This is a genomic window from Nostoc sp. LEGE 06077 (genome assembly GCF_015207705.1).
Taxonomy (GTDB): Bacteria; Cyanobacteriota; Cyanobacteriia; order Cyanobacteriales; family Nostocaceae; genus Nostoc_B.
The window spans coordinates 50,587-68,689 of record NZ_JADEWI010000010.1; the positions used below are offsets into that span (position 1 = coordinate 50,587).

Genomic DNA, 18,103 nt, shown 5'->3' on the forward strand with positions numbered 1-18,103 from the left:
AATTGGAGCCTACCCTAGGCTCCAATTGTCATTTTTGTCTGCATAAATTGCCAGTCTTTATTAACGCAGCCTGACAAATCCGGCTTTAGCAATTAATTCTTGACCTTGATCTGTGAGCAACAAATTAGCGTAAGCTTCTCCTGCTTGCTGATCACTTTGTCCATTTTGTTTAACAATGACAAATAAACGTCTGGTGATGGGATATTCACCAGTTTGAAATGCTTCTGTATTCAGTTGATTACGCTGTTGCGGGCATTTTTCTAAGGGAATATAAGGTTTTTTGTAAGGTTCCACCAATTTGTCTGGCTGTCGCCCCAGGGGTAAGGCCTTGATGCTACACTGCCCTATTACTTCTGGGGCAGAGGCATAGTAAATTGCGCCAGGATTTTTGGCTATTTCTTTTAAAGCGTTAGTTGTAGTGCTAATAAACTGCACATTGCTACCAAATTTTGCTCCACCTAGGACATTCTCATCAAAAAACTCAATAGTGCCACTATCTTCTGGACGGCGAGAGTACGGTATTATGGGTAATTTTGGCCCGCCTAACTGTTCCCAATTATTTACTTTACCTGTGTAGATATCTTTTAGCTGGGCGAGGGTTAACCCAGCAACATTGAGATTAGGATGAACGGCGATCGCTATGCCATCAATTGCTACGGGAACTGCTTTGATTGTAAATCCCAATTGTTTTGCCTGGTCATTTTCTTCTGGTTTCAAGGCGCGGGAAGACTGAGAAAATGCTAATTGATTACCCAGTAACATCTTAATTCCCGTACCTGAACCGGGTGCTGCTTCAATCGGTTCGGTGTATCGTAGTTGAAATCTCGGCCAGACAATTGCTACTGCGGAATCTACCTGCTGGCGGATGGGAGCCCAAGTAGTACTACCTCCATAACTAAATAATCCTGTAGGAACATCAGCTACTTGAGAGAAGGTATCTGTTTTTGGGGTGTCTACCTTGGTTCTATTAATATAACCAGCTTGTATGCCATAGTTGTGAGAAAACCACCACAACAAACCACCCACTAGTCCCAAGGTGATTGCTAGTGTTAGAACCAAAACTTTAGTTTCATTAGTTCTATTTTGTTGTGTCATAGTTGGTTGCTTGGTTTTCTTACCCTGAAAGTAATTTCTCATTTTATGGGTAACTCTAGGTTAAAGTTTCGTTAAACTCTAATTTCCTAGTTGCGATGCTGTTAGTACGAAATATGCTACACAGTACCTCAATGTGATTCCTGAAATTACTCACTGAGGGAGAAATGTAGAGCTATACTTAGTTTTAACTAAAACATCATAGATAATAATTTATATATAAGCTGAAATAATGTGGTAACGGCAATAGCTACTAAGCTGCCAGTAATTCCTAGAATTACTATTTGTTGAATATCCATGCCTGCTTGCAAGGCAGGAACGAAAAGAACGATCGCAAAAGTAATTGCCGCAACAATTAACAAATTTGTGGTTTTAATCCAGCGTCGAGTTTGAGCAAAAATAATGCCACTCAAAATCACCATTGTGATACTCAAAACGATTATAGGTGATGGGATGAGACTAAATAGGGCGATCGCGAACAATGCACTTTCAAAGCCGCTAACGGCTGCGCCTGATAATAACTCTCTGGGAGAAAAAGTAGCAGGTGGCTGTATTCCTTGGGGTTGGGGTAGTGTGTTTCCGAGAGTGGTTGGGGGTATTATCTGGGGAAAAAGTTCTTTTAGCACTTCTTCGGCTGATTGAAAGCGTTGACTGACCGCAGGCAAAAGCATTTTCTCTAAAACATCAGCTAGGTGGGGGTTAATATTTACGTGCGATCGCCATGTCCACTGGTTGATCAGCGGATCAAACAAGTTGTTTGCTGGTTTACCTGTAAGTAAGGTAACAGCGGTGACAGCTAAAGCATATAAATCTGTGCAGGGAAATACTTGATTCCCCGTCATCTGTTCTGGGGGGGCAAATCCTGCTGAATAAATGCCAGTAGAGGACGCAACTGTTCCTGAAGCTACATTTGTGACTTGCTTAACGGCACCAAAATCTAAGAGGAATAATTTCCCATCCTGGCGACGCATGATATTAGAAGGCTTGATATCTCGATGAATAATACTTTTATCATGGACAAACTTGAGGATTTTGAGGATTTCCTGCAACATATATAAAATTTCTGTTTCGGAAAATGTCCCCTTTTGCGTTAATTCTTCCTCAAGATTTAGCCCATCAATATATTCTTGTACTAAGTAAAAAAACTGTTCTTCGTGATTTGGCTGATTGAAGCTAGAAACTGTAATTTGAAAAAAAGCGTATAGTTCTGGTATTTGTTCGTGTTCTCTGCCTATTTCTGCTAAAACATCTGCTTCTCTTTCAAACAATTGTTGGGCTATTCGCAACTGATTGGCACTGATATTTTCCGCAGGTTGGAACTGTTTGACCACACACGCACGGATTCCGGGAATGCGGCGATCACGTGCGAGAAAGGCGGAGGCAAATCCTCCCCGACCCAGTAATTTGCTAGACATATATCTACCATCTAGGATGAGCGGCATACCGCAGGTAGCGCAATATTTTTGCTGCGCTGTTTTTAAGGTTGTCGCATCATCTAAGTCGGCAAAATAGTTTTTCGGGCGGGGGCAGCGTGGACGGGTGCAGTAAGCTTCCATGTTAGTTTTTAGTCAATAGTCCACAGTTAATAGTCAATAGCCTGTAGCCCTTAACTAATGACTATTGACTATTGAAAAGTATCAGCCCTCGTCAGAGGTACTGGGTGTTGCTACATCTAATGTATTAACTACTAGCGTTTTTTGTGATAATTTTATCAGGTCTTGGTTCCATCCTGGAGTAGCAAACTGCGGTAAAATTTCTTGACTAAATGCCTCTGCTGCTTTGGATCTATACCGATTGGGATTACAAATCAGCCAGAGTGTGCGTTTGACGATCACGCCTTCAATCGGTGAGCAGTGGAGTACACCCATTTGTAATTCTTTCGCGATCGCTGATGTCGAAACGAAGGCAGCACCTAAGCCTGATTGCACAGCATTTTTGATTGCTTCTATGGAGTTTAATTCCATTTCTATTTTAAAACGTCTGGTATCAATCTCGCAGCGTGCTAGTACTTGATCGATGACCTTGCGAATAGTTGATTGGGAATCTAAAGCGATGAATTGTAATTTATATAGGTCGTCTTTTTGAATTGTTTCTAGTTTCGCAAAGGGATGAAAGACGGGTAAAATCAGTGCCAGTTCATCTTCGGCATAAGGAATAATTTCCAAAGATTCGGCTAATTCGCCCGGAATTTCCCCACCGATGATGGCTAAATCAACTTGTCCGTTGGCGACACTCCAAGCAGTTCTACGCGTTGAGTGAACGTGCAATTGCACTGCAACATCTGGATATTTTTGGCGGAACATCCCAATCATCCGCGGCAATAGATAAGTCCCGGTGGTTTGAGAAGCACCGACAATTAATGTACCGCCTTGGAGATTTTGCAAGTCCTCAATGGCGCGACAGGTTTCTTGACACAGACTGAGGATTTTTTCGCCGTAACTTAACAGTAGATGCCCTGCTTCGGTTAATTGTGCGCGACGGCCACCACGGTCAAATAAAGGCACGTCTAGTTGCCGTTCGAGGTTTTGCACTTGCAAACTCACGGCAGGTTGGGAGACATAAAGACTATCAGCAGCACGCTTGAAGCTCCCTTCTACAGCGATCGCTTTTAGGATACGTAACTGATCTAAAGTGAAAGGAAGGTCAGACATAAGGCTCAACCCACAAACTTTGAAAGGAGCAACTTTGGCAATAAATCGAGTTTCATCACAAAAAAGTGCGAGATGATTTATTGCATCTTAAAACCTGAAGACTTGACTTGAAAAAGACAGTAATATTGCATCTTTGCTCAAGTCCCCTGTTGAATACTTTGTGTTATTGGTTGTACTGTATTAACTTTTGTTTAAATAACTTCACCCATGTCTACGATGCCCGATCCTTGGTTTACTCCCAGTCATTTTGTCATGTTGGGGTTACAATTTGCTTTTGCGATCGCCCACAGCGGCGGGGCTGCTTTACGTCCATTGGCTGAGAAGCACATAGGAGCAAGGCTTTATCGCATTTTGTTTGCATTAGTTAGTTTACCTTTGGCTGTCATCCTTATTATTTACTTTTTTAATCACCGCTATGATGGCTGGCAAATTTGGCAGGTACAGGGATTACCAGGGGTAAAGGCGGTAGTTTGGGTGTTGTCAGCAATTTCGTTTTTGTTTTTGTATCCTGCCACCTTCAATCTACTAGAAATTGCGGCTATTCAAAAGCCCCAAGTCCATCTGTACGAAACGGGAATTATCCGCATTACCCGTCATCCCCAGATGGTAGGACAAGTTATGTGGTGTATAGCTCATACTCTTTGGTTGGGGACTAGCTTTACCCTAGTGACTTCCATTGGATTAGTATTACATCACTTATTTGGAGTTTGGCATGGCGATCGCCGCCTATCCCAACGCTACGGCGAAGCTTTTGAACTTGTGAAACAAAGAACTTCCATCGTCCCCTTTAAAGCAATTCTGGATGGTCGTCAATCTATCAAATGGCAGGAATTTTTCCGTCCGGCTTATTTGGGAGTAGCCATTTTTGTGGCAGCCCTGTGGTGGTCACATCCACTGTTGATAGTAGCAACTAGTAAGATAGCATTGTGATTTTTGCTGATCCCCACTATTAACAAAAAATCTGAGTGCAGGAAAATTTCTGCTTATCAATTGCTCCCAAATCAATGTAGGATCAATTCAACTAGTTATCAGTGGGGATAAAATTAGCCAGTTTGATCTTCATATAGTAGTAAGTCGCTGGTTAAATACCTTGGTTGAGAATTTCATGGCACAGTATTCTCAACCCCTTCTATTGCAGCGGCAATCAGGAGTTAAAAAATTGAAAAGCCACTGTGACAGTCGCGCTGGCTTTTTTATCAGAGTTAAAATCAAAGCGGAAGTATTTTTTAAATCATCTTAATCCTGAATGCTGATTCATAGATAGGTACTGACTGGGTTGCCAATTCTCCCTGCTGATAGCTAGTTTGATATTAAAACCCTATAATTTTCGAGGCATCATGGTGTTGTCGGTTAGTGAGCGGACATTTACTCAAGAAGTTTTAGAATCTCCAGTACCTGTTTTAGTTAATTTTGAAGCACCTTGGTGCGGCTTATGCCGCATTATTCACCCTTTATTGTTGCAATTTAAATCTCAATGCGGAGAGCAAATTAAATTGGTGGGGGTTAATGCTGATGAAAACTTCCAACTATCTAATACTTATCGTCTCAAGTCACTACCCACTTTACTTTTAGTAGAAAACGGAATTATCCGACATCGCCTAGAAGGTTTTCGTGGTAGAGACGATTTACGTCTAGCGTTAGAAGAAATTAGGCTCACCTACACCAATCGTCCTAAAACATACAATCATCTCCAAACGGCAGATTTAGAATGTCGTACTGCATGATCTAGGTCAATAGTCAATGATCAATGGTTATTAGTGAAAGATGCTATTAACTCTTGACTATGGACTCTTGAATAGTCTCAAATCTAAAACCATGCTTAATTACCCCACCCAATCACCCTTGGGTGGGGTATTTTATCATCAGGGGTGTGTGTCACAATTATTAACAGTTCCGACCTGGACAGTTGACTGCGGAGGACAGCCGCCGCAAAACTGTCCTAAGCTAGTCAAGAATTCTAAAATTACGCGTCAGTGATGGAAGCAATCTATGAATATGCCTGGCTGATTCCAGTGTTCCCCCTGTTAGGGGCAATGCTGGTCGGTTTGGGATTAATTTCGATAAATCAGGTGACTAACCGCCTGCGACAACTCAACGCTGTGTTGATTATCTCCTTGATGGGAGCAGCAATGGGTTTGTCGTTTGCCTTGCTGTGGAGTCAAATTCAAGGACACCCGACTTATCTCCGTACCTTGGAATGGGCAGCAGCTGGGAATTTTCACCTGAGCATGGGCTACACTATTGACCATCTAACCGCCCTCATGCTGGTAATTGTGACAACCGTAGCCTTTCTAGTCATGGTCTACACCGATGGCTACATGGCACATGATCCAGGATATGTAAGGTTTTACGCTTATCTGAGCTTATTTGGCTCCTCCATGTTGGGTCTGGTGGTCAGCCCCAACCTAGTGCAAATTTATATCTTCTGGGAACTGGTGGGGATGTGTTCCTACTTGTTGGTCGGCTTTTGGTACGATCGCAAGTCAGCAGCAGATGCCTGTCAAAAAGCATTTGTGACCAACCGCGTCGGTGACTTTGGCTTATTACTTGGTATTTTGGGACTGTTTTGGGCAACCGGCAGTTTCGACTTTCATATCATGGGCGATCGCCTCGCCCAACTTGTGCAATCAGGGACAATCAGCAATTTCCTCGCTGTTTTATTTGCCATTTTGGTTTTCTTAGGGCCAGTGGCGAAATCGGCGCAATTTCCCCTCCACGTCTGGCTACCAGATGCAATGGAAGGGCCGACCCCCATTTCTGCCCTAATCCACGCCGCCACAATGGTGGCAGCAGGTGTGTTCCTGGTTGCTCGGATGTACCCAGTTTTTGAACACGTACCCGCCGCCATGAACGTCATTGCCTTTACTGGGGCATTTACAGCATTTTTAGGGGCAACGATTGCGATTACGCAAAATGACATCAAAAAAGGCTTGGCATACTCCACCATTTCCCAATTGGGTTACATGGTAATGGCGATGGGAGTAGGCGCTTACAGTGCTGGCTTGTTCCACCTGATGACTCACGCTTATTTCAAGGCGATGCTGTTCTTGGGTTCCGGTTCTGTAATTCACGGGATGGAAGGAGTCGTCGGTCATGACCCTGCTTTAGCCCAGGATATGCGGCTGATGGGTAAACTGCGAAAATATATGCCCGTCACAGCTACAACCTTCTTGATTGGTTGTTTGGCAATTTCTGGGATGCCTCCTTTTGCTGGTTTTTGGTCAAAAGATGAAATTCTCGGCAAGGCATTTGAGGCCAATCCATTTCTGTGGATTATTGGTTGGCTAACGGCTGGGATTACTGCTTTCTATATGTTCAGAATGTATTTCATGACATTTGAAGGCAAATTCCGCGGCAATGACGAGAAAATCAAAGACAAGCTCAAAAAAGCATCGACAATCATTCTCGAACTACAAGCCGCAGAACCAGCCCCGAATTTTGGCCCAGGGGCAATGAAACACGGTGAACTAGCTGCTACAGGAGACCATCATGATTCTCATGGTCATCATAGCGATTCTCCCCATGAGTCACCGTGGACGATGACCTTGCCATTAGTAGTGCTGGCTGTGCCTTCGATTTTGATTGGTTTGGTGGGGACTCCCTTTGCCAATTACTTTGAGGAATTTATTTACTCACCCAACGAAACTCTTACCGAAGTTCTCGAAAAAGCCGCCGAGTTTGAACCGACGGAATTTTATATTATGGCGGGGGCTTCTGTCGGGATTTCCTTGATTGGGATTACCTTAGCTTCCTTGATGTACTTGCGCGGGAAAATCGACCCAGCTGCGATCGCAGCTAAAATCAAACCGTTGTACGAGCTATCCCTCAACAAGTGGTACTTTGATGACATTTACCATCGCGTCTTTGTCCTCGGCTTGCGTCGCCTAGCTAGACAAGTTATGGAAGTTGACTTCCGCGTTGTTGATGGTGCTGTTAACCTCACAGGCTTTTTCACCCTAGTCAGCGGCGAAGGGTTGAAATATTTAGAAAACGGTCGCGTTCAATTCTATGCCTTGATTGTGTTTGGTGCAGTTTTAGGCTTAGTGATCGTTTTTGGTATCACCTAATTCTTATAGGGGTGGGCAAATGTCCGCCCCTACATTATTTTTTTATCTCACGCAGAGTCGCAGAAAGCAATTGAGAGTTGGCTATGAAAAAAATTACATAATTTTTTAATACAATCTATAGAAGTCTAGCCTTCTAATTCTGCTCGGATTTTTTCAAGATGTTGAATAATCTTCAAAAATTAAAAACATCACAATATTTAGTTATTTATGACAGAAGAAGAGATCAGAATTAGGCGGCTTTATATACCTGATGAAGTTTGGGAACGAAGCCATAATACATGGAAACAACTCAAGCCAAAACGTAACTTTGATTATTGCAATTTATCTGATGAAACCCCTTTAGAATATTCACAAAGGATAATATCAATATTCAACAAAATTCCTATAGACGTACTTGTTCAGTGGCAATTTGAGCATATCTATAACTTCGATATGGTCAATAACTATGGCTGGATTAATTATTATCAAGTGAGTTTTAATCTTGTTGACTGGTCTGAAAAAGAGTTGTCTAAAGTGCAAATATTTTCAGGTTTTAAGGATTATGTAGATCGCAAAAGTTATCTACCAGATTTTGAACATCTATCATGCACTGGTGAAGATAAAAATTATTGGAGACAATTTGGAACTTGGCGAGTCCCAATAATTGTACTGGAAACAGAAAATATACTTAATGTACCAAATTATGCAGAATTAAATCGCCCATACCAGCTTATAGAAGGACATACGCGGTTTGGAAACTATAATGCTATTAAACGCTTAAGTGAGCAAGGAAAAGTTCAAATATCAAATAAACACAAAGTTTTTTTGATGTCTGTTAGTTGAAGAATTTGTTGTCGTTGCAATTTGCTGTAACAAATTGTTAAAAATTGTCCAACACGTCATTCTTCAAGGGAGAGCTAAAGCGAACTTCTGCCATAAATCTAGGCTTTAATATCGTCCCAAAGTGCTGACACAGGAAAAGTGCGTCCTGCTGCGGCTTGTCGTAAGGATTCTTGCAAATCGGCTAATATTTGCGCTTTTGGCTGTTGTTCATCCATTAAAGCCAAACCACTGACATCATCAGAATTGATACAACTCATGAGTTGTTGCCAAAGTTCTATAGGGACAAGTACATCTGTTGTTTCACCATCAGCGTTTGTGACATAACGAATCTGGCTGTTAATTTGTCCGATGCTCATAGGCTGATTTCTCCTGTGAAGCTTTTTTTAAATCAAATCGCTGCACGATGTATTTTTGGCGACTAGCTTGGGTGATGCGATTGCATCTCGACAAATTATATTGTAGTGGCTTTTTTAGGGTGAATTTTTGGCTTGATAGCAAGTATTCTCCGCAATATTCAGTAGCCATTACCATAACAAGATACTGCCAACAGAAAAAATGACAATTACCCACTTAATTAAATCAACCTAACAAGGAATGCCAAATCCCCAAAAAGCTGCTACTTAATAGCTAGGGCTTCCTTGAAAAACATGATTTTGATTGCAGATAAATTGTGATGAATACAGCTAATTTCCCGTGGCTGACGACGATTATCCTATTTCCGATTGCGGCATCACTCCTGATTCCGATCATCCCTGATAAAGATGGTAAAACTGTGCGCTGGTATTCCCTGATTATTGGGTTACTAGACTTTGCACTGATTGTCTACGCCTTTTATACCGGGTATGACTTCTCCAATCCAGATTTGCAGCTGTTTGAAAGTTATGCCTGGGTACCACAACTAGATTTGAAGTGGTCAGTAGGGGCAGATGGCTTATCTATGCCCCTAATTCTTTTGACTGGATTCATTACTACCCTGGCAATTTTGGCAGCATGGCCTGTAACCCTCAAACCCAGGCTATTTTACTTTTTGATTTTGGCGATGTATGGCGGTCAAATTGCCGTCTTCGCTGTCCAGGATATGCTGCTGTTTTTCTTAGTGTGGGAACTGGAATTGATTCCGGTTTACCTGCTACTGGCAATTTGGGGTGGTAAAAAGCGGCAATACGCAGCGACAAAGTTTATTTTGTACACCGCAGGCGGTTCGCTGTTTATTTTGGTCGGGGCGTTGACGATGGCCTTTTATGGCGATACAGTCACCTTTGATATGCGATCGCTCGCTCTCAAAGATTACGCCCTGAATTTCGAGTTGTTATTGTATGCTGGTTTTTTGATTGCCTACGCCGTCAAGTTGCCAATTATTCCTTTGCATACCTGGCTACCCGATGCCCACGGTGAAGCGACAGCACCCGTACATATGTTACTGGCAGGTATTCTTCTGAAAATGGGCGGTTATGCCTTGGTACGGATGAATGCCCAAATGCTGCCTGATGCCCATGCTTATTTCGCCCCAGTGCTGGTAATTTTAGGGGTGGTGAACATTATCTACGCCGCCCTGACATCCTTTGCCCAGCGCAACCTCAAGCGAAAAATTGCTTACTCCTCAATATCTCACATGGGCTTTGTCCTCATCGGTCTCGCCTCCTTCACCGATTTGGGATTGAGTGGGGCAGTTTTACAAATGGTGTCTCATGGTTTAATTGGGGCAAGTTTATTCTTCCTGGTCGGTGCAACTTACGATCGCACACACACCCTGATGTTAGATGAAATGGGTGGTGTTGGTAAGCGAATGCAGAAAATTTTCGCTATGTTTACAACTTGTTCAATGGCTTCTTTAGCATTGCCAGGAATGAGTGGTTTCGTAGCAGAATTGATGATATTTGTGGGCTTTGCCACTAGCGATGCTTATAGCTCTACCTTCAAAGTTATCGTAGTGTTCTTGATGGCAGTTGGTGTGATTTTAACGCCAATTTATTTGCTATCGATGTTGCGAGAAATTTTCTATGGCAAAGAAAATGAGGAATTAGTTTCTCACCAGAAACTTATCGATGCCGAACCCCGTGAAGTCTTTATCATTGCTTGTTTGCTAGTGCCAATTATTGGGATTGGTTTCTATCCCAAATTGCTGACTCAAATTTACGACGCTACAACCGTACAATTGACCGCGAGATTGCGTGATTCTGTACCAACCTTGGCACAGGAAAAAGAAACAGCACCAAAGCTTTCATTGAATGCGCCAACAATTGGTAATTAGATAAGAATTGATCAGTTAAATTCTTATTTTTTAGGGCGGGTTTTATACCCGCTTTTTTATATAAATTTGATTTAAATTGATTGTCTAAATAGAGTTTCTCTGTATAAAAGATAAATATAGGAATTATATTTAATTTCTGAACCATAGGTTGGCAAGCAACGCACTGCATATTCCCTAAAAAAAGGGAACAACGCCGCTTGGATCGACTGAGATTGTTTGAAAAATCAAATCGGACTATACGCAACATGATAAAAGATGCCTATCCAGTGGGAATCATGTAGTGTATATTGTTCATGGAAGTGGCTAAAGCTAATTTGCTGACCTGCTTGCCAAGGTCAGCAGTTATTAATAAGCTCTTGATAGAGCCAACTTGGGGAATAAACTTCTATCACAGGTCTAAGCTGAATTTATATGAACAATAGAAGATGGACACAATAGTCTAGCAAATTATAAACAAGAAACCCTATCATTAAATGAGTTAAAATTAGTTGATTAATAAAAATTCCCCCTATAGATATTCATTCATCTGATATTCTTTACAACTTTGAGCCAATAAAGTTTAAAAATATCATTTAAAAATTTGTGTATTTGCACCAGGAAATTTAACTAATTTTCGACAATTTACTTAAACTTAGCATCTACAAAGACTACTCATGTTAAACTACAACCCGTTACACTGTTTGCCGTCTTCCGAAGAGCTACCAGACTCAGAGGATATACCTGTGGATAATGAACTACAAGATTTGATTCCTAGTTTGCTCAAAGCAACACTGGCGTTTGCATGGTCAGAGCGTTGGGATTGGTTTTTTGGCGTTAGGATGGGTATTTATTACGACCCAAAAAAAGCGGCGATCGCTCCTGATGGATTTCTCAGTGTCGGAGTGAAGCGTTTTATTGATGGCGACTTACGCCTTAGTTATGTGATGTGGGAAGAAAAACAACCACCAGTCTTAGCACTAGAGGTGGTTTCTCACATCAGTCATGGCGAATACAGTACCAAAAAAGAATTTTATGCCAAAGAATTAGGAGTTTTGTACTACCTGATTTACAAACCCTTACAGCGGAAAAAGCCGCCCCTTGAGGTATATCAATTAATAGATGGCGAATATATCCTCATGTCAGGAAACCCTATTTGGCTACCAGAGATTAATTTAGGAATTGGCCGAGAACTAGGAATTTATCAAGGTATTGCCCGCGAGTGGTTGTACTGGTATAACGAGCAAGGACAAAGGTTATCTACCCCAGAAGAACGTGTTCAAGAAATAGAAGAACAGTTATATTTTGAGCGACAACTACGCATCCAAACAGAACAAAAAATGAACCAATTAGCAGAACAGTTAAAAGCTTTAGGTGTAGAACCTGAAAATTTAGCCTGAAGATTGTTATTAAATCTCTCATAATTGCCAGCCAAATTCCGCAAGCACCCTATTGAGGAACTTGGCTTGTGACATTTGAATCTGTTTTTTGTGCAAGGAAGGTTGTTAATTAACCTGCTGACTAGGGAATTCTATATGTAAATACACTAATTGCTGGTTGGCAGTTTGTGATGATTGTTGCCATGTCAATTGATTTACATACGTATTCTCATGTACTATGAATATTAAATTAGGGTTCGGATCTATCCCAAAGCCTCAGTTTGTCTTTGTTAGTAAAGAACATGATCACTGTTGGTATATGCTCTCTGATGATGCAAAACAAATACCGATTTATGACAGAGCCTTAACTGGAGTGATCACGGAAATAGAAATTAAGAAAACAGTAGAAACTTCTCAGGGAAAAAGTGAAAAAACAGATTTGCATATTTTGGGCGATAAGCCATATATTATTCGCTCAGGAAGTGAATCTTATTTTTCAAAGGGTTTATTGCTGTCACTTGATGCCTTAAGCTATGAACAATTGCTGCGACCGCTAACTATTGGAGTGAGTCCAGGCGACAAAGCAATAGTATTTTGTACAATTTATCATCCAGTTACTTATCGTTCTGTTGGAGTTAGCTGGGATGGACATAAGGAGATAGACTGGCAAGCATTAGGAAAAAGAGTGAGTTTAAAAATCAATGGCGATAAAACTACTAATTCCGAAACAATAGAAATGCCAGCTAATACCAATACATCAGAAGTTCGCGCCGAGTTCATTGCTAAAACCGACACATATTTATCACAGTTAAACTGGACTCCCAAGCAGGGTAGAGAGTATTTGCAGCAAAAATATGGCAAGCGATCGCGGTATCATCTCTCGGAGACAGAACTTCTAGATTTTCTTGATTACCTCAAGGGACAACTCACCCTCAGCTATTAAAGCCTTGAATATAATCAAAATGCGATCGCATCGTTTCCAGAATTTTTTTAACTGGTACGGTGCGATCGCTGTTTTATAGTACATATATATTAATTAAACCAACTTGCCAACTAAAACCTAGTTTAAGCAGATTTCTGCTGTACAAATCTAGAAAATGCTAATTTTGATAAATCTTGTTATAACAGTTTTACTATTTTCGAGCAGCAGCTACAGCCGTACACAGATGGAATAAAAAAAGTCAATAAGTCTAAATACCGTAGTCATCAGTTGTTAATTTAGTCAAATTTGTATGAATTCGGAATTACCAATTATTACTAGCGATCGCCTGTTATTACGCATAGCTATCAAAGAAGATATTCCCCAAATATTAAGATATTTTCGGGAAAATAAAGCTTATCTAACTCCATTTTATCCTCAATGGGTAGATGATTTTTTTACAGAACTGTATTGGCAATATCAACTAGAAAATACATTTTTAGAATTCATTCATGACCAATCTTTAAAACTATTTATTTTTTCTAAAAAAAATCCTCAAGCAATCCTGGGAACTATTAATTTTAATAATTTTATTCGGGGAGCCGCCCATTTTTGTTATGTAGGTTATAGCCTAGCAGAAAGTGAGCAAGGCAAAGGCTACATGACAGAAGCACTCAAAGTAGCAATTCAATATGTATTTGATGATTTAAATTTTCATCGGATTATGGCAAATTATATGCCACATAACCAACGTAGCGGTAATGTGCTGAAACGCCTGGGATTTGTCGTCGAAGGATATGCCAGAGACTATTTATTAATTAATGGTAAATGGCAAGATCATATTCTCACAAGTCTGACTAATCCTCATTGGCAAGCAAGGGAATACTAATTCAGTATAATTATACCTATACAATAATGCTACATATAGGAATCATATTTAATTTCTGAAAAAAATTCAGTACACCTGTGTTACTTCTTTTCTTGTTCCCTGTTTCCTATTTTCTCCCTACACAAGTAATTTCAATAATCAAGTCGGATTCCTATACTAGAAACAATAAAAACAAAAAAGGTAAAAGAGATAAATTTTACCTTTTCTGTCGATAGATATTGATGGAAAAGTAATTAGCTGAGTAAATTGGCTTCTTCTAAAAGCTCTTTTTCTGCTGCTGATTGTTTAAATGCAAAGCGCAATAAAGGCGGTGCTAAGAAAGTTGTTAAAATTACCATAATGACGAAAATCAGGTTTTAACTTTCGGCACAAAATCGTTACTCACTCGCTGCTTCTACAGCCGTGGTAGATTCTGGGATGGGATTCGTGGATGAACCAAAGGCAACCCGTAAAAAAGGTGGAGCCAGGAAAGTTGTCAAAATTACCATGATAATAATCGACACCTCCAGGGGCTTATCCAAAATGCCGCTAGCTGAGCCGATGCCAGCAAACACTAGACCCACCTCTCCTCGCGGGATCATCCCAACCCCGATCGCCACTCGATTGATACCAGGTTGTCCAAACACTGCCCAACCTGTGATCAGCTTGCCAATAATCGCCACCACCATCAAAAAGACAGCAATCAATAGTCCCGCCCGATTCTCTGGTATCGCCGGGTTCAAAACACCGAGATCCGCACGCGCTCCCACAGTCACAAAGAAGATGGGTACAAGTAAATCAGCGATCGGTTTGATTAATTCATCTAACTCGTTCCGGGTATCGGTTTCATCAAGCACCAAACCTGCTGCAAAGGCACCTAAAATCGCTTCGAGATGAATGGCGTTCCCTAAAAATGCCATAAAGAAAGCGAAGATAAATGCCGGAATCACAATATTTCCACGGGTTTTGAGCTGATCCACGATCGCCACAAAACTTTTGTTAAAGACACCCCCCAACAAAATTGATCCAATCAAGAATGCCGTAGCACTGACAATCAAGTAAATGACATTGGCGACATCAATCTCACCGGTTTTGGCTAAACTGGCGACTACAGCCAGGACAATAATGCCGAGGACATCATCAATCACCGCCGCGCCAACAATGATTTGCCCTTCTTTGGATTTGAGTTGACCTAACTCTGACAACACTTTAGAGGTAATGCCGATACTCGTTGCCGTTAACGCGGCCCCCGCAAAAATCGCTGGAATTGCTGCGACATGAAAGAGCATCATTAACCCTGCTGTTCCCGCCGCAAAAGGTGCCGCGACTCCGACACAGGCGACAACCGTGGCTTGAATTCCCACTTCCTTCAGTTGCCGCAGATCGGATTCCAGTCCAATTTCAAATAGCAGAATAATCACGCCGATTTCAGCCAGAACCGAAATCACTTCACTTTGCGACTCAAAGATCCGGGTCAGCGCATCCGGTGCCAATTGGTTCAATCCTTGCAGCGCTGTCATAATCACCGAGTCAGAGGCAGACAGCCCTCCTTCAGGAAAGATCACCAGGTGCAACGCCGAAACACCGACAATCACACCGGCGACCAGTTCCCCCAGGACGGGCGGAAAATCCAATCGCCTAGCGATCTCTGCGCCGAACTTGCTGGCCAGATAAATCACCACCAGCGTCAGCAATACGCCAGACAGAATAATTGGTGAATCCTCAGCAACAACAGTCGCCAGGAATGGTATCGGAGCCATGAGAGCGGCCATCCCCCCACTGAAAGGAGGCAGAATGTTGGACAAAATCATGAGTTTAAAGCAATGAAGGTTAAGGGTTTGAGGAAGTTATAAAACTGCGGGGGGAATGACTTCTGCGCCAGGGTCAACGTCCTGCGGATACGAAACACGGTCACTCAAAAGCCGAGGTCATGACCTCGGCCTTTAGGGTCTGCGTCGTCTCCATCCAACAGCCGTCTAAACCACAAAAACTAGCACTAATGACTCGCTTGTTCCTTTCGTGGCGCGTCATTTCGATTCAACAGCCCTCTGGTCCACAGAAATGTCTCCCGTACAGTACCTCTGCTTCACAGATATAGATAATGCCCGCAAAATCGGTGAAAAACTTGATTGCGACCTGATCCGCAATTTTCTCTGCCATCTCCCGATTGTCGGTGAGTACCTCGAACTTTACATTGGAATCGGTGTCGGCAGTGTTGGGTTTACCCGTAGAGCGCACGTTGCGACTGCCTTTACCGCCGGTATCCACCACCGTATAACCAGTCGCCCCGCATTCATCAATGATCTTGGCGACCTTTTTCATCAGCACTTTTTCCGTGACGATGACGAGCTTGTTGGCACGCTTGCCCATGTTGGTTACCTCCTGAAATGATGTAATTTATCTACTTGGTCTGCCCGGTCAAGGAAGCGCCGACAGACCTCAATCCGTCTGGGATTAGCCGCCGATCGCTTGGGCGAGACCGATGAAGAATGGTATACACAAGCCGATCGCAACTGGCGTACCGACGGCTGTGGATGCGCCTATATAGGCGGAGGGATTAGCTGAAGGGATACCGGCTCGCAACGTGGGCGGCCCTGAGATGTCTGAACTAGAGGAAGCGATGATAGCCAGGATCACAACGCCGCCCATGCTGAATCCCGTGGCGTAGTGGGCAATCATGCCGAGACCGAAGGCGATTAGCCCATGCAAAAACGGTGCCACCACACTATACACAACGTACCATTGGGCTACCTTACGCAGTTCGCCAATTCTTGACCAAGCCTCCATCCCCATGACCAGCATCAAGATCGAAAGCAAACCACGAAAGGCGGGATCATAGAAGTTTTTATAGACACTTTCCGGCTGGGTGAACAGTCCAAGAGCGAGGCCTAACAACATTGCCGATAAGGCAGGACCCCGGAGGCTTTCCTCGATAATTGGCCATATCTTGACCCGATTATCCGCATCCCCCTTCTGCTGGCTGAGATACTCCTGACGGCTGCTGGGATAATCTTTTTGATCGGGATAATCGCCAGCCGCAACGCGCTGCTCGCTGAAAGACTGCTGCCCAATAGAGTAGGCTGCTTCTTTATGCTTCTTCTTGTTGATGTAAATGTTGGCTATAACAATCGCAGTTACGAGCGCTGGGATATCCATGAATGGATAGAGTGCGCCAGACCATGCCTCGTATGGGATCTTTTGTTCTTCCAGTAGCGTCAGGGCAGCAGCCATCGTAGAGCCACTCACGGCACCAAACAAACCCCCGGTCGCAATCGCATCCACTGTTTTGACCTTCGGCAGCTTGGCCAATGTATAGCGCGCGATGAAGACAACAAGAATACCTGTGACTATAGCAAACGCCGCAGGTAAAATCATCTCAGTCAGATTGGAATTGCGGATCGCAATACCACCGTTCAGACCGATTTTGGTGAGCAGCATGAAGACGATGATCGTACAAATGGCCTCTGGAATTACCAATTCGCTACCAAGGGCGGCAATGACCATCCCACCAATCAGAAAGCCGAGTGTTGGTGACTGTAACTGCTTAACAAAGTCGATTAAAAATAAGGACAAAAAATCCACGAATGCCTCCTTCTCCTCGAATGACGAGTATTGCAATAAATGAACTAAATGAACCGGAGGTTATTAAACCGGATGAGATTCGTGATTGCCATCATTGAGGTCAATGAACGGTAGGTCAAACGAACTAGAGCCGACCCTTTTCATAGAAAGGATGGGTTATAGATAAAAGTCGGCTGGAGAATGGAATCTGACATCTGCGATCGCGCGTGCAAAGAAGTCTCAACAACAGACTGCCGATCAGGATTGCCATTCGTTTTCTCAAACTCCGCCAAGTTGTTCAAGAAATCTACGGTTGGCTTAATAGGGTTTTGCTGACAGAAAATGCAAAGTTTTTATTTGTAAAAATTGCCTGCCGCTGGAAATGAATTTCATGTTTTATAAGCATGAAAAATTAGGCAAAGAAATTAAAATTTTCTTTACACAGCAGACTTATAGTGCTTTTCTATATGGAGCGTCGTTGAAACGAGTCTCCCATAGGAAATGCTTCAGCCGAAGA

15 protein-coding genes are annotated in these 18,103 nt (G+C 42.5%); 8 read left to right on the forward strand and 7 right to left on the reverse strand.

From position 1 onward, the window contains the following. Nucleotides 1-60: 60 nt before the first annotated feature. The 3 genes from IQ244_RS09610 to IQ244_RS09620 all read right to left on the reverse strand — a co-directional run bounded on the left by IQ244_RS09610 (nt 61) and on the right by IQ244_RS09620 (nt 3,743). Complete coding sequence (locus IQ244_RS09610; RefSeq protein ID WP_228058830.1) at nt 61-1,137, reverse strand: PstS family phosphate ABC transporter substrate-binding protein; 1,077 nt, start codon at nt 1,135-1,137, stop codon at nt 61-63. Nucleotides 1,138-1,283: 146 nt separating this feature from the next. Beyond that, nucleotides 1,284-2,648 carry a serine/threonine-protein kinase gene (locus tag IQ244_RS09615; RefSeq protein ID WP_193892753.1) on the reverse strand — a complete coding sequence of 455 codons (1,365 nt, stop codon included), beginning with the start codon at nt 2,646-2,648 and terminating at the stop codon, nt 1,284-1,286. Nucleotides 2,649-2,729: 81 nt separating this feature from the next. Beyond that, on the reverse strand, nt 2,730-3,743 hold the full coding sequence (locus IQ244_RS09620) for a LysR family transcriptional regulator (RefSeq protein WP_193892756.1): 1,014 nt from the start codon (nt 3,741-3,743) through the stop codon (nt 2,730-2,732). Between the two features lie 216 nt (nt 3,744-3,959). Between IQ244_RS09620 and IQ244_RS09625 the strand changes: the two genes are divergently transcribed. From IQ244_RS09625 to IQ244_RS09640, 4 genes are all read left to right on the forward strand, one after another. Next, nucleotides 3,960-4,673 carry an NnrU family protein gene (locus IQ244_RS09625; RefSeq protein WP_193893005.1) on the forward strand — a complete coding sequence of 238 codons (714 nt, stop codon included), beginning with the start codon at nt 3,960-3,962 and terminating at the stop codon, nt 4,671-4,673. 407 nt (nt 4,674-5,080) lie between these two features. Then, nucleotides 5,081-5,467, forward strand: a complete 387-nt coding sequence (locus IQ244_RS09630; protein WP_193893008.1) for a thioredoxin family protein — start codon at nt 5,081-5,083, stop codon at nt 5,465-5,467. A gap of 252 nt (nt 5,468-5,719) precedes the next feature. Next, nucleotides 5,720-7,810, forward strand: coding sequence for an NAD(P)H-quinone oxidoreductase subunit 5 (locus IQ244_RS09635; RefSeq protein ID WP_193892759.1), 2,091 nt, complete (start codon nt 5,720-5,722; stop codon nt 7,808-7,810). 207 nt (nt 7,811-8,017) lie between these two features. Beyond that, a complete protein-coding gene (locus tag IQ244_RS09640) occupies nt 8,018-8,632 on the forward strand; it encodes a hypothetical protein (RefSeq protein ID WP_193892762.1) in 615 nt (204 codons plus the stop codon). 98 nt (nt 8,633-8,730) lie between these two features. Here IQ244_RS09640 and IQ244_RS09645 read toward each other — a convergent pair whose 3' ends face one another. Further along, entirely contained in the window at nt 8,731-8,988 is a 258-nt protein-coding gene (locus IQ244_RS09645; protein WP_193892765.1) for a hypothetical protein, read from the reverse strand. 317 nt (nt 8,989-9,305) lie between these two features. Between IQ244_RS09645 and ndhD1 the strand changes: the two genes are divergently transcribed. From ndhD1 to rimJ, 4 genes are all read left to right on the forward strand, one after another. Beyond that, nucleotides 9,306-10,883 carry a photosynthetic/respiratory NAD(P)H-quinone oxidoreductase subunit D1 gene (ndhD1, locus tag IQ244_RS09650; RefSeq protein ID WP_193892768.1) on the forward strand — a complete coding sequence of 526 codons (1,578 nt, stop codon included), beginning with the start codon at nt 9,306-9,308 and terminating at the stop codon, nt 10,881-10,883. A gap of 653 nt (nt 10,884-11,536) precedes the next feature. Continuing rightward, nucleotides 11,537-12,259: a Uma2 family endonuclease gene (locus IQ244_RS09655; RefSeq protein WP_193892771.1), complete on the forward strand. Its 723-nt coding sequence runs from the start codon at nt 11,537-11,539 to the stop codon at nt 12,257-12,259. A gap of 217 nt (nt 12,260-12,476) precedes the next feature. Then, on the forward strand, nt 12,477-13,181 hold the full coding sequence (locus tag IQ244_RS09660) for a hypothetical protein (RefSeq protein WP_193892774.1): 705 nt from the start codon (nt 12,477-12,479) through the stop codon (nt 13,179-13,181). A 289-nt stretch (nt 13,182-13,470) separates the two neighbouring features. Further along, nucleotides 13,471-14,046, forward strand: coding sequence for a ribosomal protein S5-alanine N-acetyltransferase (rimJ, locus tag IQ244_RS09665; protein ID WP_193892776.1), 576 nt, complete (start codon nt 13,471-13,473; stop codon nt 14,044-14,046). A gap of 377 nt (nt 14,047-14,423) precedes the next feature. Here the strand turns inward: rimJ and IQ244_RS09670 are convergent, their stop codons facing one another. The 3 genes from IQ244_RS09670 to IQ244_RS09680 all read right to left on the reverse strand — a co-directional run bounded on the left by IQ244_RS09670 (nt 14,424) and on the right by IQ244_RS09680 (nt 17,607). Continuing rightward, nucleotides 14,424-15,785, reverse strand: coding sequence for a cation:proton antiporter (locus IQ244_RS09670; protein WP_416209768.1), 1,362 nt, complete (start codon nt 15,783-15,785; stop codon nt 14,424-14,426). A 277-nt stretch (nt 15,786-16,062) separates the two neighbouring features. Continuing rightward, entirely contained in the window at nt 16,063-16,395 is a 333-nt protein-coding gene (locus tag IQ244_RS09675; protein WP_193892782.1) for a P-II family nitrogen regulator, read from the reverse strand. An 84-nt stretch (nt 16,396-16,479) separates the two neighbouring features. Then, entirely contained in the window at nt 16,480-17,607 is a 1,128-nt protein-coding gene (locus tag IQ244_RS09680) for a sodium-dependent bicarbonate transport family permease (protein WP_193892785.1), read from the reverse strand. Nucleotides 17,608-18,103 lie beyond the last annotated feature (496 nt).

Coding starts and splice junctions, on each gene's coding strand:
- IQ244_RS09660 (WP_193892774.1), top strand. CDS start 12,477: ATGAATATTAAATTAGGGTTCGGATCTATCCCAAAGCCTCAGTTTGTC.
- IQ244_RS09620 (WP_193892756.1), bottom strand. CDS start 3,743: ATGTCTGACCTTCCTTTCACTTTAGATCAGTTACGTATCCTAAAAGCG.
- IQ244_RS09630 (WP_193893008.1), top strand. CDS start 5,081: ATGGTGTTGTCGGTTAGTGAGCGGACATTTACTCAAGAAGTTTTAGAA.
- IQ244_RS09625 (WP_193893005.1), top strand. CDS start 3,960: ATGCCCGATCCTTGGTTTACTCCCAGTCATTTTGTCATGTTGGGGTTA.
- IQ244_RS09635 (WP_193892759.1), top strand. CDS start 5,720: ATGGAAGCAATCTATGAATATGCCTGGCTGATTCCAGTGTTCCCCCTG.
- IQ244_RS09615 (WP_193892753.1), bottom strand. CDS start 2,648: ATGGAAGCTTACTGCACCCGTCCACGCTGCCCCCGCCCGAAAAACTAT.
- IQ244_RS09670 (WP_416209768.1), bottom strand. CDS start 15,785: ATGGCTCCGATACCATTCCTGGCGACTGTTGTTGCTGAGGATTCACCA.
- IQ244_RS09640 (WP_193892762.1), top strand. CDS start 8,018: ATGACAGAAGAAGAGATCAGAATTAGGCGGCTTTATATACCTGATGAA.
- IQ244_RS09610 (WP_228058830.1), bottom strand. CDS start 1,137: ATGAGAAATTACTTTCAGGGTAAGAAAACCAAGCAACCAACTATGACA.
- ndhD1 (WP_193892768.1), top strand. CDS start 9,306: ATGAATACAGCTAATTTCCCGTGGCTGACGACGATTATCCTATTTCCG.
- IQ244_RS09655 (WP_193892771.1), top strand. CDS start 11,537: ATGTTAAACTACAACCCGTTACACTGTTTGCCGTCTTCCGAAGAGCTA.
- rimJ (WP_193892776.1), top strand. CDS start 13,471: ATGAATTCGGAATTACCAATTATTACTAGCGATCGCCTGTTATTACGC.
- IQ244_RS09645 (WP_193892765.1), bottom strand. CDS start 8,988: ATGAGCATCGGACAAATTAACAGCCAGATTCGTTATGTCACAAACGCT.
- IQ244_RS09675 (WP_193892782.1), bottom strand. CDS start 16,395: ATGGGCAAGCGTGCCAACAAGCTCGTCATCGTCACGGAAAAAGTGCTG.